Annotated in this window: 12 protein-coding genes; 10 read left to right on the top strand and 2 right to left on the bottom strand. The window is 51.9% G+C overall.

Going from position 1 to position 13,740, the window contains the following annotated elements; genetic code table 11:
* Positions 1 to 212: 212 nt before the first annotated feature.
* The 8 genes from KBY85_RS14030 (at position 213) to KBY85_RS13995 (ending at position 11,992) form a co-directional block, all read left to right on the top strand.
* Positions 213 to 338, top strand: coding sequence for a hypothetical protein (locus KBY85_RS14030; RefSeq protein ID WP_254962082.1), 126 nt, complete (start codon positions 213 to 215; stop codon positions 336 to 338).
* A 500-nt stretch (positions 339 to 838) separates the two neighbouring features.
* The gene (locus KBY85_RS14025) at positions 839 to 1,981 is read left to right on the top strand and encodes a hypothetical protein (protein ID WP_254962081.1); all 1,143 of its coding nucleotides are present in this window, start codon (positions 839 to 841) and stop codon (positions 1,979 to 1,981) included.
* A gap of 553 nt (positions 1,982 to 2,534) precedes the next feature.
* Positions 2,535 to 4,055: a hypothetical protein gene (locus KBY85_RS14020; RefSeq protein WP_254962080.1), complete on the top strand. Its 1,521-nt coding sequence runs from the start codon at positions 2,535 to 2,537 to the stop codon at positions 4,053 to 4,055.
* A gap of 12 nt (positions 4,056 to 4,067) precedes the next feature.
* Entirely contained in the window at positions 4,068 to 7,349 is a 3,282-nt protein-coding gene (locus tag KBY85_RS14015) for a hypothetical protein (RefSeq protein WP_254962079.1), read from the top strand.
* Positions 7,350 to 7,425: 76 nt separating this feature from the next.
* Complete coding sequence (locus tag KBY85_RS14010; RefSeq protein ID WP_254962078.1) at positions 7,426 to 8,289, top strand: zinc finger protein 839; 864 nt, start codon at positions 7,426 to 7,428, stop codon at positions 8,287 to 8,289.
* A 780-nt stretch (positions 8,290 to 9,069) separates the two neighbouring features.
* The gene (locus KBY85_RS14005) at positions 9,070 to 10,707 is read left to right on the top strand and encodes a hypothetical protein (protein ID WP_254962077.1); all 1,638 of its coding nucleotides are present in this window, start codon (positions 9,070 to 9,072) and stop codon (positions 10,705 to 10,707) included.
* On the top strand, positions 10,704 to 11,312 hold the full coding sequence (locus tag KBY85_RS14000) for an OmpA family protein (RefSeq protein ID WP_254962076.1): 609 nt from the start codon (positions 10,704 to 10,706) through the stop codon (positions 11,310 to 11,312). Before KBY85_RS14005 ends, KBY85_RS14000 begins: the two co-directional genes overlap by 4 nt.
* Positions 11,309 to 11,992 (top strand): hypothetical protein, encoded by a 684-nt coding sequence (locus tag KBY85_RS13995; RefSeq protein WP_254962075.1) that lies wholly within the window; start codon positions 11,309 to 11,311, stop codon positions 11,990 to 11,992. The genes KBY85_RS14000 and KBY85_RS13995 overlap by 4 nt, the downstream gene beginning before the upstream one ends.
* A 577-nt stretch (positions 11,993 to 12,569) precedes the next feature.
* Here the strand turns inward: KBY85_RS13995 and KBY85_RS13990 are convergent.
* Both KBY85_RS13990 and KBY85_RS13985 read right to left on the bottom strand, forming a co-directional pair.
* Positions 12,570 to 12,917, bottom strand: coding sequence for a DUF1651 domain-containing protein (locus KBY85_RS13990; protein ID WP_254962074.1), 348 nt, complete (start codon positions 12,915 to 12,917; stop codon positions 12,570 to 12,572).
* 10 nt (positions 12,918 to 12,927) lie between these two features.
* Positions 12,928 to 13,179, bottom strand: coding sequence for a galactose oxidase (locus KBY85_RS13985; RefSeq protein ID WP_254962073.1), 252 nt, complete (start codon positions 13,177 to 13,179; stop codon positions 12,928 to 12,930).
* A 134-nt stretch (positions 13,180 to 13,313) separates the two neighbouring features.
* On the opposite strand from KBY85_RS13985, the gene KBY85_RS13980 reads away from it, so the two are divergent.
* Both KBY85_RS13980 and KBY85_RS13975 read left to right on the top strand, forming a co-directional pair.
* Positions 13,314 to 13,508, top strand: coding sequence for a hypothetical protein (locus KBY85_RS13980; RefSeq protein ID WP_254962072.1), 195 nt, complete (start codon positions 13,314 to 13,316; stop codon positions 13,506 to 13,508).
* Between the two features lie 42 nt (positions 13,509 to 13,550).
* The coding region (locus tag KBY85_RS13975) for a type II toxin-antitoxin system HicB family antitoxin (protein ID WP_254962071.1) at positions 13,551 to 13,740 on the top strand (190 nt) is incomplete at its 3' end.

Raw genomic sequence — 13,740 nt, 5'->3', positions numbered from 1 at the left:
CCTGGTTCTGCTCCACCCAGGCCAGCTGGGCTTCTGCCTCGCTGATGGCGGGGTCGTGGGGAAAGGTTTCACCGGCGCGGAACACCGGCTCCAGCAGCGCCCACACCGCTGGCCAGTCGGCCTGCTCATAGGGGCGGATCTGTAATGGAGGTGCCACCAGGGAAAGGAACGGCGACAATCACTGCTGTGATTCTCTCGTTCAGCGGGCTGCCATGCGTGAGCAGGTGCACTTCGCAACCCACTCATTCCAAGAACTTGTGGACATCACCGACGTAGTGGCTGTGGCGGCTCGCAGCGAGGTCCGCAACTGGCTGATGCAGGGTTCCCCAAGGGGGTGAGGAAGCACCCCGTCTAGGACGTCAACGCCGATGGCGACCTGACCGCAAGGCAGGTAGGACCCAAAACGGCAAGGCTGACAACTCATATTTTCAATGCAGAAGATGCATAACCGATCACAGGGCAAGTCTGGCAAGGGTCAGTTCAATGAAACACTCTGCTGATGTAGTGGCCGGTTACGCGTTTCAATGCAAGACTCTCGGAGCTAGAAGGAGGCGGACCTACGCGGATAGCTAAGAAACTTGGTTTGGGTCGCAGGCAGCGAAGTCCCATTGGAACACCACAACGCCAGAAATTAATGAGGGGCGGTACTAGTGAGGCTCTCCAGCTCGATCTGGCGTCTGAATGGCCGTGGCGGGGTAAGGCGAATCACATTCTGCGCTGTATCATCCCCAGTGCGCTGACTATTGTGCTGTCGGGATGTGGAGCACAGCTCCCCGATTGCCTGAGTGGGTTAGCGGGGGGAGATGAGACGAACTCGACTGCCGCAGCAAATAAGCCTTTGAAGATTGGTAAACAGGTTTTAATTGGAATTGACGGAAGTGGTTCGATGCTTGGCTATTCCCAAGCTGACAAGGGCATCTGGCAGCGGTTCCTTCAGTCAATCAACCAAGGAACCCTCCGGAAGGGTTTACAGCCTGTGACCTATCGCATCGGGGGGGGTGTTGCTGAAGGGCCGATCGGTGCATCCGTGACACAGGCAGCTGATCCATGCTTCTTTAAGGGATGTGCTGGCTTCAAAGCAGTTGCATCAAGCCTTGAAACGCTGTGGAACCTAGAAAGTAACGAGAAGGTTTTGCCGCTCAGGCTGCTAGTCAGTGACCTGGAGGTGAATCAGAGCGACATCTCAGCAATACTCAGCAGCATACAAAGCGATATAGCCAAAGGGGCAAGTGCAGGCGTCCTTGGACTAAAAGCACCATTTAAGGGCGACGTCTTCTCTGCTAATGGTCAGATCATCTACAAGGGCAGCACAAATCGACCCGTTTTTATACTGGCTACAGGACCCAAAGAGCAAGTAAAGTCAGTTTTAAACGAAATCAGGAAGACGCTTGCCTCGAAAGGCATCAATGATGCTCGCATCTCGATAATCGAGCCTAGCAGCTATGTTGAGACAATGAAGGCTCAATGGGTAAGCGGGGTTCCAGCAACAACAGCAACAACACGCCGAAAAATCCAGATAGGAGGCAAGAATTATAATCCAGCGCAAAATCCGGAATACCAATTCATTCGACTCGATCCTGGGTTCACAGGGATTTCAGTAGCAACTACTAAGAAATGGACAGAAGGTGCCAAAAGACCAGATTTTGGCATTGCAGATCTAGAGCGTCTATCCATCACTGGAAGACAGATACTGATAGCCGGAGGCATGCAGATCAACAGCATCCAAATCTCAGGCTTAAATATCAAGGTGGGTATTGACATTGATAGCTCAGTTGAGAGCGGACTCTATAGGGTTGTCATACCCGCAGGGAGCCTGCCGGAGAAGTGGTGGTTGGAATGGGACAGGCCCGAAGCAGATAAAAACAAAATAGGTGAAAAGACTGAAGGTTTCCTCCCACTGATGACCGACCTAAGCGAACAGATCGCAGAGTCGGCCAATTCGTCTCCAGCGGCGGTCATGTGTATTGCACTACAGAACTAAACAAAAACATCACTTATGAAACCCCAACAGTTTATCCGTCTCATCGCATGCGTGATTGCCGGAGCTCTTTGGATCTACCTAGGACAGAATTTCGTGCTAATCAATTTGTTGGCGGAACCATTTAGTGGGGGAGGCATGGATTTTACGGCGTTCCTTGATACTGCAAGCAGCCCTTCCTTCATAGCATTGTGGTTTACCTGCATAGCGGTAACACTGATCTGGCTGACGACCACAAGCAATAGGAGCCCTGTAAATTCGGCTGAGGTACGTGAAATGCGCCGTAGCTGGTGGATTTGTGCGAGCGTATTAGTATTCCTTGGATGGTTTTACCAGATTGTATTTACTGTCCTGATCTGGCAGTTGACTGGCTCGGCTCCTTTCGAGGGTGCTCCTGGCAATTACTTCCCAGTCCCGCCTGGGGGATGGCTCACATTATTAGTTCTGGTCATCCTTGACGTTGGCCTTCTGTTTTGGCTTCCGACAATGCTTGCTACACCCAAGAGCTACAAGCTCGTTGTACCTGGTGCACTAAAGTACCAAGGAGGGCGCTGAGATGAATGTCTTCGCGATTGGGATCGGCGGAACTGGTGCCAAGTGCGTTGAATCCCTGGTTCATTTGCATGCAGCCGGACTCATTACAGACACATCAGGCAAAGCAGTCAGACTGGGTACGTTTCTAGTAGAGCCGGATCAGCAAAGCACTCTCCTGGCTCGTACAGAAATAGCCATCGATCGCTATTCCAAGCTGAGGGAACAGCTTGGCAACGCCACGGAAAGCTTTGCCGCCAGCGAGATTGACCATTACGGGAGCTGGAGTCCTCTGGCCGGTGCGACGCCGGGAATCAACTTGGAGCAGGTGTTTGCAAAGGCTGTACTGAGAAACAAGGCCTCAGGTTTGGCAGCCCTATTCGACTGCTTATACCTGCCGGAGGAGCAGAAAGCTGAACTAGACGTTGGATTTAGAGGGCGCCCTCCTATCGGCTCTGCGGTCATGAGCCGAATCACGCTGGACAAAGCAGCGGAAGCGGGCTCCTGGAAGAAATTTCTCGGAGATATCCAAACTGCTGCAGGGAGTGGAGATCCACCAGTCATTCATCTATTTGGAAGTGTCTTTGGTGGAACAGGTGCATCAGGGGTTCCAACTCTAGGAGGAATGCTAAAAACGTGGCTTCAACAACAAGGCCTTTCAAGAGTGAGAGTCCATGCGTCTCTCCTCTTGCCATATTTTGACTTTGATGGACAAGGTGATGAAGGAACGGGAATTCATGCTGAAGCTCGTAATTTCCAGCTCAATACTGACGCCGCCCTCCAATACCTAGCAAACAATGGAAAAGACTGCTTTGATCAAGTCTATTTGATTGGAAGCGATATCAAGGCTAGATATGAATTTAGTATTGGTGGTCGGTCTCAGGACAATGATGCTCATGTCATTGAACTGCTCGCAACACTTGGAGTTAGGCATGGATGCGATTCAACAAATGGCAGAGATTATGCGTACGTACTTAGCCGAACAGAAGAAAATAAGATCACATGGGAAGATGTTCCCAGTAATGAAGTTGTTGGCTTAGCCTTGGCACGTGCTGCACGCTTTGCGGTGGCATGGAAGAGGAATTACAGCTTAGAGATCGATGCAGCACAAAATATCTCAGCCAGAGAGTTTGCTTCAGGTGCACCATGGATTCGACGTTACTTTTCACTCTCAGAGGAATCGAAGACGAAAACGGAGGGTCGCCCCAGCATTCGAGGGCAAGATCAACTAGCTCTCAAGAAAGCGATCGATGGCTATGCGCAGACACTCATGCAATGGATGAGGCAGCTCAGCGGAAATACAGGTATCGGATTCTCGCAGGAGCTGTTGTCCGGGGAGCAGTTGACCAATGATGTGACCTATGCCAACCAACTCTATAACATAGTGAGAGGGTCAGCAAGGCCAACGGTAGACCAGCACGACGATACGGTTGATCGAATCAAGGTACAGATGGATGAGCTATCTGAAAGTGACAGCAGATTTAGGGGAGTCGCAGGTCTCGCGGACTCGCTTTGGAAGTTGTGCATCGCATCTACGAACTCCTGATCATCTAAAGAAATGAACAGCAACACCATCCTCAACCACCCTTGGTTCCCAAAAACGCAACCGGCCTATGGCGGAGGTTCTACAGCCGGAGAGTGGCAGGGTCAGGATCAAGCCTTCCTAGGACGAATAGCTAACGATCTTGTCTACGAACGAGCAAATAGCAGAATCAACTCGTTGCCATCTCCATGGTCAAGGGCCCTTCAGATGGAACAGGCAGTACTTAATCCCAAGTACCCGACACGGGATGATCTTCTTGAAGAACTTTACGGATGCATAGCGACAATTGGGCTGTGGGAGATTATTGGAATAAGACTCGAAGCGGAGCGTGTAGATCTTGGAGAACTCAGCAAGCAACAGGATGAGTCTGTTAGAGCATTTGCTTGCAGCCTTACAGGACAAAAGCCGCAAGCCTCTCGGGCACTGTACGAATTGCAAGACGACAGCCATCCATGGGAGAGTATTCACATACTTAGAGCTGACGGTATCGTTATTGGCTTTACATCTCCATCAACACTGATTTGTCCTACAGTCAGACTCTCAACCCCCCTGCCAGGGATGCGGTGGACGAAAGACCATCGGTTCGCCTCTCCAACGTCCTTCCTCAGTACTCAACAGCGCCAGGCCCTTGCCGACTGGATAGCTCATGTACGTACAGGCTTACTTGGAGCAGAGGATATACAGAGCGAGTCGACCGTAAGTTCCCTTTCTGATGTCCTTACGGGGTTTATCGATGAGCTAACGAATGGTCGTCTAGGGAACCCTGTACTTTCAAACAAAAGTGTTCCAGGCTTACCTCCCCGCCCGAAGGCAGTGTCATTGCTATCACGCGGTGCCGGAGCGCTAGGCGCCACCAGCGAGAGTGTTGCAACCCTAGAACTCGGGGATCGCAAAGAGCGCCCAATAGCTGGTTCCTCTAACCGACCAGTCATCTTGGTCGACCCTGAGATGCCAAGCAAGCTTGGTATCTCGGCGAGCGAGATCACCCTATATGGTGCCGCGACACTAGAAGCAGTAGCTGGATCAAAAGAAAGGCTTGAAAGCCAGTATGGGAGAGAGATTGAGGTGATTACACCTGATGATCTCTTTGCTACAGAAGTCTACCTTCTGCCTGGTGAAGCAGCACTGACGAATACTTGGCTTCTGAGCAAACTCGAAGGCCAGCCACTGGTCAACGGAACTCCTGTCACGCCAATTCTGCCGCTACAAGAGCGCATCCGTGCACTTTTTAGTAGCAGGGAACTTGAGAAGGCCTGCTCGATGCGTGTTACATCAAGCGGGAACGGTATGGAGCTCGAGCTGACGCTCATGCTTCGTATAAAAGGTCAGATAGAGGGCTATCCACTCATTCGCTCCTTCCCAATCAAGGAAGAAAATCTGATCGATGATGACCTACCGGCCATCACAGTCTGGCCGAACATCAGCGACGAGAGGTGGAAGGAGTTTTACATCTTCTGCGCAGACAACAAAAACGGACTATCGGTTGATGGATTCAGTGACTACGAACTCAAGCTTGGCAAAGAAGGACAGCAAAGCGTTAAATATTTCACCTCTCAACGTTTCCCAGATTTAATCAAACTGATTGAGCGCGGTCGCCAGTGTGGGCTGATCCCCGTCAATGCACCTATTGAATCAGCAAGTAGCGTCACAAGCTGGGATGTTGGGATCGACTTTGGGACATCATTTACGAATTTCTACGTGAATGATGGCTCGAGCGCTAGTCGCAGGCCGCTTGAAACAAGGGTCTTGCCTCTTACCGTGGCGGAAAGGGAATACCAGATCAATCTACTAACCAAGTTCTTTATACCCGAAGATGTTCTTCCAAAAGGTGAAAATCCTCCTACTTCAACAGCGCTAAACACCTACGGCTGGCAATCTGAAAGAACCCTTGTTCCCGAAATTTTTCACCAAGCGCGCATTCAATGGCCAAGCTCAAATGCTCAAGCGATGAGAGGTGCCGGAATACATACAGGCTTTAAGTGGAAAGAAATTCACTATCAGCGACCATTTCTCAAGGAGATCGCACTGCTCATCAGCAGCAATGGTGCAGCTGCAGGGGCTACTAAGATTAAGTGGTCTGTCTCGTACCCAAGCGCATTCTCTCGGAATGAGGCACGCAATTACCGGCAGTGCTGGTCAGATCTCTGCTCAGAACTGAAAGAAGCCACGGGTCTAGACCATGAATTTATCGAAGACAGTGGCGTGGGAGGATTACAGACAGAGGCTGTGGCGTTCGCCAGATACTTCGGTAATTATCTCAATCGACCGATGGTCCATACAGCATGCCTAGATGTCGGAGGAGGCACAACTGACATCAGTATCTGGCAAGAGAATAAACTGCTGCATCAAGTTTCGATCCCATTTGCCGGCCGAGACCTCTGTACACGGATGATGCAGCTAAAGCCTGCATTCATACGTCTCCTCTTCACCAGTGGTTCGGCTGGAGACATTGGTAACGACGAAGCCAAGCTGAGACAAGATCCAAACTTCAACAGTTGGTTTGACAACTGCCTGCGATACGAATCGGATAATCTTCTCAAGGAAAAGCTACCAATCCTGCGTAATCAACAGGATAGTCAGCTCATAGAGTTCATTAGCATAATGGCCATCGGCTTCGCCGGTGTGTATCACTACCTTGGCTTAATTCTTAAGGGACTGCAGCAGGAAGGATCGCTCAAAAAGGCATCAGCGATGCCGGTTTATATGGGAGGGAATGGTGCGCGGTTTATGCACTGGCTAGATGAGAGCGGCTGCTTCTCAAAAGGTTGCGATGGAGATGAGCTGATGGAAGCCATTCAGAGTCTCAGTTCTGGGTTCTCATCGGTAGTGTCTGGCAATGCAGCTACAACACTATCCAACGCTTTTAAAGATGAAACAGCTTGCGGACTGATTAGCAAAGGTGTGAACTTGAGTGGAACCTTTGACCCACGTCAAGATCGGATGTTTGCTGGGGAGCGCCTTACCATTAACAGCACAACGTACGACATCCTTGATCGGGTAACGGAATTAGAAGAAGGCACTGTAATCAGCTACGAGTTATCAAGCGCTGACGAGCTGCGACGGTTTATTAAAAACTATGATGCATCAATCAAGAGCCTTCAGCTGACAAGTCTTCTGCCCATATCCAGACTCTTAAACCCCTCGAGGCTGTGGTCAGATGTAGAGACTGAAATCCGAGCTATCTGCCTTGAGCGTGTCGATAAAGAGTTCAATGATTTGGAGCCTGAGCCCCCATTTATTTCAGGACTGAAGGCACTCACTCGGGTTCTTGCTCGAGAGTGGGCCGATCGCAACTGAGGCAAAAAGCATGTACATTCAGATACTTGCTATCAGTTCATTTGCACTCAGTCTTGCATGTTTCGTCTTTTCGTTCGTGCGCTTCAGCAAGCTAAAAAATGCTTTCTTGTGGCAGAAAAACAAGAGTTTAGATCTCGACAAACGAATTGATGAACAAGTGCAGAGGCTTAATATGCTGACTGCAAAATTTGAAGATCGTCTCACTAGTGAGGCTCCAGTTCCAAGCGCTACAGATGCTGTTCGTGCGGAGTTGAACTCGTTTCGTATGGCCGTTGCTGAATTGAGAAGTCAGGTTGACGCACATTCACGCTCAATCTCATCACTGCGACACTCCGTTGAAGATCTGATGCTTAAGACGGAGAAGCCAGCTCTTGACATTGATGTACCAGGATTGCGAGACACAACCCCACAACTACAATCAATACAGCCGCTCACCCAGGCAGGATTTAGCAGTTTGTTTCCTGACTCGATTAGTCCACCGGCAGTCAGCCTATACGCCGCTGAGATAGCTGCCGATGGATCATTAGCTTCTCCTGAACCGACCAAGTTGATAGATCCATATGAGGCTGCGACGCAGCAATATCAAGATGCAGTCAACCGTGTCGATAGGCAAGCCCTTCGAATAATGCAGTACAGAGAGCTGAATATTAGTGGCGATTCAGAAGACGCTCTGGCCAGAGGGAATACTCTTCAGGCCACTAGGCTTGTAGCTGTCAATGGAGGAGGCAGTTACATGATTATCAATAGTCAAGGACGTTTCTGGCTCTTCCCAACTGCATTGACTCTCGAAAGCTTCAGCAGTGCACAGCCACAAAAAGGTATCTACAACTATGAAGCAACGATGCTTACAAGACCTAGTGTGAAGAAACCTGCTGAAGTCAAAGAAGAGGGTGATTCTTGGGTGGTTACAACGCTTGGGGTGATCTCCCTGCCATCCTGAGTCAAGTCTCTGGTGGCTTCTCCAATAGTGTCATACGGAGCTCGAGCAGCCTTAGCCTCTCACTAATAGAGACTTTGGTCGGGTCAGCATTCTGATCAAGAATTCCCCGCTCAACCAGTTGCCAACGTTGGCCGGATACGACTGCCTCAAGGACAGCAGGCTTAACGAGTTGGAGTGTCGCGGGGAAATGCTCTGTGCCCTGAATATCAAATAGTCGTTCAAGAGATTGGATCTGATGTCGCCTTTCTAAAAGGCCAGGGCGTGGTATCAATAACCAGTTCGATTCAGCAGTCTCTAACACCCAAGTCATCGAATGTGAGGCTACCTCTAGCTCAATTACATCTGTTTCACTATTGAGTGTTCGTGCTGTCAACGAGCATGGACGCGAGAATGGCTCGAGCAGAGCGGGAGCACTAAGATAGATGTCGGCGATCATCTCTACTGAGATATTCAAAGCCGGGATTATCCGACTTGACGACGATTGTGCAGTGGGTAACTCAGGCGTACTGCTGCGTTCAACTACAAGTGAGATATCTTGTCGTTCAACTAACAGCTCCTCAGCCAACTCGAGCTTTCTTTCGATCTCCTCAATATCCCTTGCAACATTCTCGAAACTACTCCTGGCACGGTTCTCTGAATCTTGAAAAGCATCGCTCAGCTACTTAGTGCTTGCCATAAGAAACCTGACGGTTTCCACAAGTCTGTCGTACTGTTCCATGCACACTCCGATTGGAGTTGAGTAAGCTAAGGCTAGCAATAGAACTGGCAGGAGCCCGCACCATGCAAACAGACCTGTCCGTTGAGGTCGCCAAGGTTGTTCTTCTAATTCTTATGTTTATGGTTGCCGGAGCAGCAATCTTCCTCAACAGGTCGCTCAATGCCCTCATCCGTCCGATCAGTCGTCAACTAATAGAGTTACACAAAGGCGACTCAGGCACGCTTGAGCCCAGGCTTCAGTACATCAGACAGAGATACATCGCCCTCCTGACTCATGTCGATGCTATTGATGCCGCTGAGTTCAGTGCAGGTGAGATTGAAAGACTCTCGCTCAGGGTCCTAGGCCGTGAAATTACGGCTGCGTCGGCCCATAGCTGGATTCTTCAGGCTCCTGGAATCCTGATCTCTTTTGGCCTGCTCGGAACGTTCTGGGGATTAACCGTAGGCCTGGGTCAGATCTCTGGTGCCCTATCCCCTGGGGCCACTCCCCAACAAACCATGGCCGCCCTGTCGGCGATTGTGGCTCCAATGGGAACAGCTTTTGAGACAAGCCTTGTTGGCCTGTTGCTGAGCCTGGTCGTTCTCATCATGTCGCAGCTCTCCGGCGCAAGAACATGTTTGGAGCGCTGCGAGTCACTCCTCAGCAGTTGGCTAGAGACGGTTTTGCCTCAAGAGCTTGGTGACAAGCTGATGACACCACTCAAGAGATCAATTGAGGGGCTTAACGATACCTCTCGCCTACTACCATCCGCCGTTGCTGATTCAGTTGAGAAAGCGATGCAAGCTGCTTTTGCCGAAAAGCTTGCCAAGATGTTTAATTTGAATACGACTATAGCTAGCGAAGCCCATCAGGCGACACGTCAGCTTTCTGCTGTAGCAAGCAACCTTAGCGAATGCGGACAGGACTTTGTTATGGCTGCTAACGCATTTCGACAAAGTAACTTCCCCGAGGCGCTTAGAGAGTCTGTCAGCGGATTACTGGAATCTAAGGAAAGGCTCACGGTTAGCAGCGATGTCCTTAGTGACCGTCTTCAGGAAGTTCGAGATGGTTTATTAGCCATGCAAGGGCAATGGCAGCTATTAGCAAAGTCAGCTGAAGCAGAGCTCCAGGCCTCCAGGATTGCAGTTCTACAAATCCAGCAGGGACTTGCCGCATTGCAGGCCTCATCGCTAGCTCTCGAAGAGGGTACGCAAGTTGCCGCCGTTGCTGCCAAGCAATTAAAGGAGACTCGCTTAGAAGTTATGAGAGATCGCAAGCTCTCTATTGATGTGGCTGAGTCAGTTCGGGACCGTCTCGCTGTCGATTCGTCTGCGATTGAAACTTGCCAGGTCTTCGCAAGTGCGCTTGAGACGGCCTTGACAAAATGGAATGAAAACGTGAACCATTTGGATCGTCTTCGCGATGTGTTTATTAATGCTGCACTCTCTGGACGTAATGAAGATATGGAAGTTATAACAACGCTGAAATTAGAAACCCAAGAGACTATCAGGGCTTTACGTGCCAGCATTGATACTGACTTGGGAGCTGCCATCTCGAGCAAGGTCGCAGACCTGGAGCGGCTCGGTGAACCTCTGTCACGTGCTCAAGTGCTTGGGTCTGGAGTAATACAACAATTGATGGATCTCCAGGCGAGCCTCAATCCCTCAACTGACGCTCAAGGTAGTCACCGAGACTTGGGACAAGGAGGTAACACTCAATGAGCCGCTCAAGAACCAGGCTGCGAGAGGGGGAAAGCAGCTACTGGATCGGCTATACCGATCTCCTGAGCAATAGCCTGCTCGTCTTACTGCTGACCATTACGATCGCAGCCTTTGCACGTGCCAACAACGAGACGCCACCTCTGCTTCGGCTGACAGAAAAGGAGTCGTTCCGCTTTGGGACAGGTAGCTACGCGCTCAACGCTCAGTTCAAGGCGGCTCTAGACAGTCGCCTTCCTTGGATTAAGGAGCAAATCATCAAGTACCGCATCGACAGTGTCGAGGTCATCGGTCATACCGATGGCCAGCCCTCACCAGGAAGCAGCAATCTTGATCTTTTGTTGCCCAGGGCTGGGAACTCGTTTGCCAAACAGGGGTATCAATCCGGCTCCAATACCGACCTCGGCCTTTTGAGAGCATTAGCTGTCGCCAACTACTTGAAGGCTAAGTTAGAGTCATCAGGCATAAGGGGCATCATCGTGAGGCCCTACTCAGCAGCGAGTCTGATTGCTGAAGATGGCGATTACGACCCTGCCGATACCAAAGATCGAGCCGATCGCCGTCGCATTGAGTTGCGCTTCACCCGTCAGGAGGAGAGGTCGTCATGAGTAGCAGCCCCACACCCTTTGAGCGCTTGATCAGACTCGAGCAGCTTGTCGACCACCTGCAGCATCAAACCATCCCGCCTCTACCACCATCGACCTTCGATGGATCGAGGCCTGACCGCCATGTCTGGCCCGCTGACGAGCTGCTATTAACACGTCTAGTTAGGAGGAATCCTGAAGCGCTAAAAGCCTATGAATCGGCAGCTGAACTTACTCAGAGCGACGGCCAAGGTGTTTTGGCTACGGCCATCTCAGGGATATCGCCTTTCAGGCTCTGTGAGCTCCAGTCTGGGGATGCCGTTGTTTGGCTCTCTGCTGATCATGAAAGATGGCTTTATGAGACGGACATCTTTGCTTCTGTCTTCAAGGCCTCAGTTAAGCCAGATGTTGATAATACTCTAGTCCTCCAAACACTACCCAAATTTATCCGCAAGGTTCAGGGGCGGGAATGGACTCTTGAGCAACGAGGAGAGATGATTCCCAAAGGACGTCCATTCATCGACCAAAAAGAACAGGCTGAACTTGAGCAACGTATCCAGAGGTTAGAACAAGCCATGGCCAGGATGCGGGGGGGCTATGAGACAGAGCTTGTTGCTTTGAAGTCGAGTGTTCAGCTTATCAGCGATCATCTGGGTCGATTGTCACGATTGCAGGCAACCGACAAGCCAGCACCAAATGAATAACCCTAATAGCAATCAGTTCAATACCAGAACTGCATGGATTGCAGCCGAATCGCCTCTTGTCTTGGTCAACTCTTAGCTGCATCTCAACGATGTAGTTCGCATCAAGCCCATTGCCATAAAACGCTTCCAAGAGTATGCAGAGCCCTTGTCTGGCGACGTTGCGCTGCTAGGCGAGCATTGCTCAGAGCATTTGCATGCTGATGACCGTCAGCGCCAATCCGGACACTGACTACACAGATCTATTGATGGAGATCATCGCTACCGACCAGGACTTGAGACCCGCATGAATGCGCGCGCCTATAGCGCCGTGTTTGCTACCGACACTGTCTCAGTTGCATGCCATGGCTACCGGATCTTGCCGCGCAACTGCTGTTCGAGCATCAGCTCGAGCAAGCTCCCCACCCCATGGATCCACCGCTGGAGGTCCTCCTCCCATGGTTAGTGGCATGCAGGCGGTGGGCTGCGGCCCCCGACGGATTGTCTGGTCGCTGAGCTTTATCCCCACCTACAGGAAACCCCCAGGCCCAGTGGGCGCCTGGGGTCTTGATCAATGGCTGGTTAGTGGTCTCACACGTCTTCAAAGTCCTGCCATTGGTCGTCCATGTGATGCAACGCTTGAGCTCCACCGCCATGGATCAGGTCTGTCACGCTGCGGAGGCGGTGGTGGTTCCCACTGCGGCGAACACGCCCGCCAACCCTGCTGCCTCTTCTGGGCCCAGAGCTTGATCGCCTGCTCCCGTATCAGTTCCCTGCGCCGCTTGAGCAGCGGCACTGCCTCCCCAGGGATCAACTCCCCGAGCGTCACCTCCAGCTTCTGGCTCCAGCGGTCGTAGCGCAGCGGCTGGAAGTGCAGCACCTGGCGTCCATCGCTTAGCCAGCCCTCCTGGGGGGAGAGGAGCGGGCGCTTCTTGTCTCCGACGTGCATGAGGAGCTGCTCAGGCCACCTCCGGCGCCCATCCCTGCTGCCTCGTCATTTCATCGCTCCAGCCTTGGCAGCGGCTGGTGAGGTGTTCGCCATGGCCGATTAGTCCCTGGTGCAGTTGGCAGGTGAGCACCGGGATGCAGTTCACCCCGGCGTGGTGCCTAAACCAATGGCAGGTCATGCAGACCTTGCGGCTGCGGGTCTTGAGCAGCACCGCCTCATCGAGGTAGGACCACTTCCTCGATCGGGAGATCGAGCCGGGCATTCAGTGCTGCGGGCCGGGGGAGAGGGGCACCCATGAGTCATAGCCAATGCGTACGCCTGTACTAGCACGATTGAAGGCGCTTTGCTGCCGAGGCGCTTGGAGCTGGATACGGTTCAGTCAGAGGAGAGGTGCCGATGCTTCGCGAGCTTGTTCTGGCCATCGGCATCCCCCTAGTCCTGCTGCTGCTGGCTGTGCTGGCAATGGAGCAGTGGCGTGATCAGCTGCCGCCTTGGCTGGAACGGTTGGCCGAGCGTCCGTCCTGGCTCTGGAACACCGGCATCGGGCTGATCATTGGCCTGTCGCTGCTGCGCTGGTTGTTGCAGCGCTGAGGCTGGACCTGGCTAGGTTCAAGGAATAACGAGGAACCGGCGGTGTCGTACAGGATCCGTTTACTGGAGACAGACGAGGGTTGGTCGGTGAGTTGCCTGGATCTCCCTGGCTGCCACTCCCAGGGCGAGACCCGGGAAGAAGCTCTTACCAGCATCCGTGAGGCCATTGGCCTTTGGCTTGAGGTGGAGGCAGAAGAAGCCGGTATCAAGCAGGTGGAGACGCTTGAGCTGG

Source organism: Cyanobium sp. BA5m-10 (assembly GCF_024346255.1).
GTDB lineage: Bacteria > Cyanobacteriota > Cyanobacteriia > PCC-6307 > Cyanobiaceae > Cyanobium_A > Cyanobium_A usitatum.
Note: the sequence above shows the minus strand (reverse complement) of the source record. Positions and strands in the feature narration are given on the sequence as shown.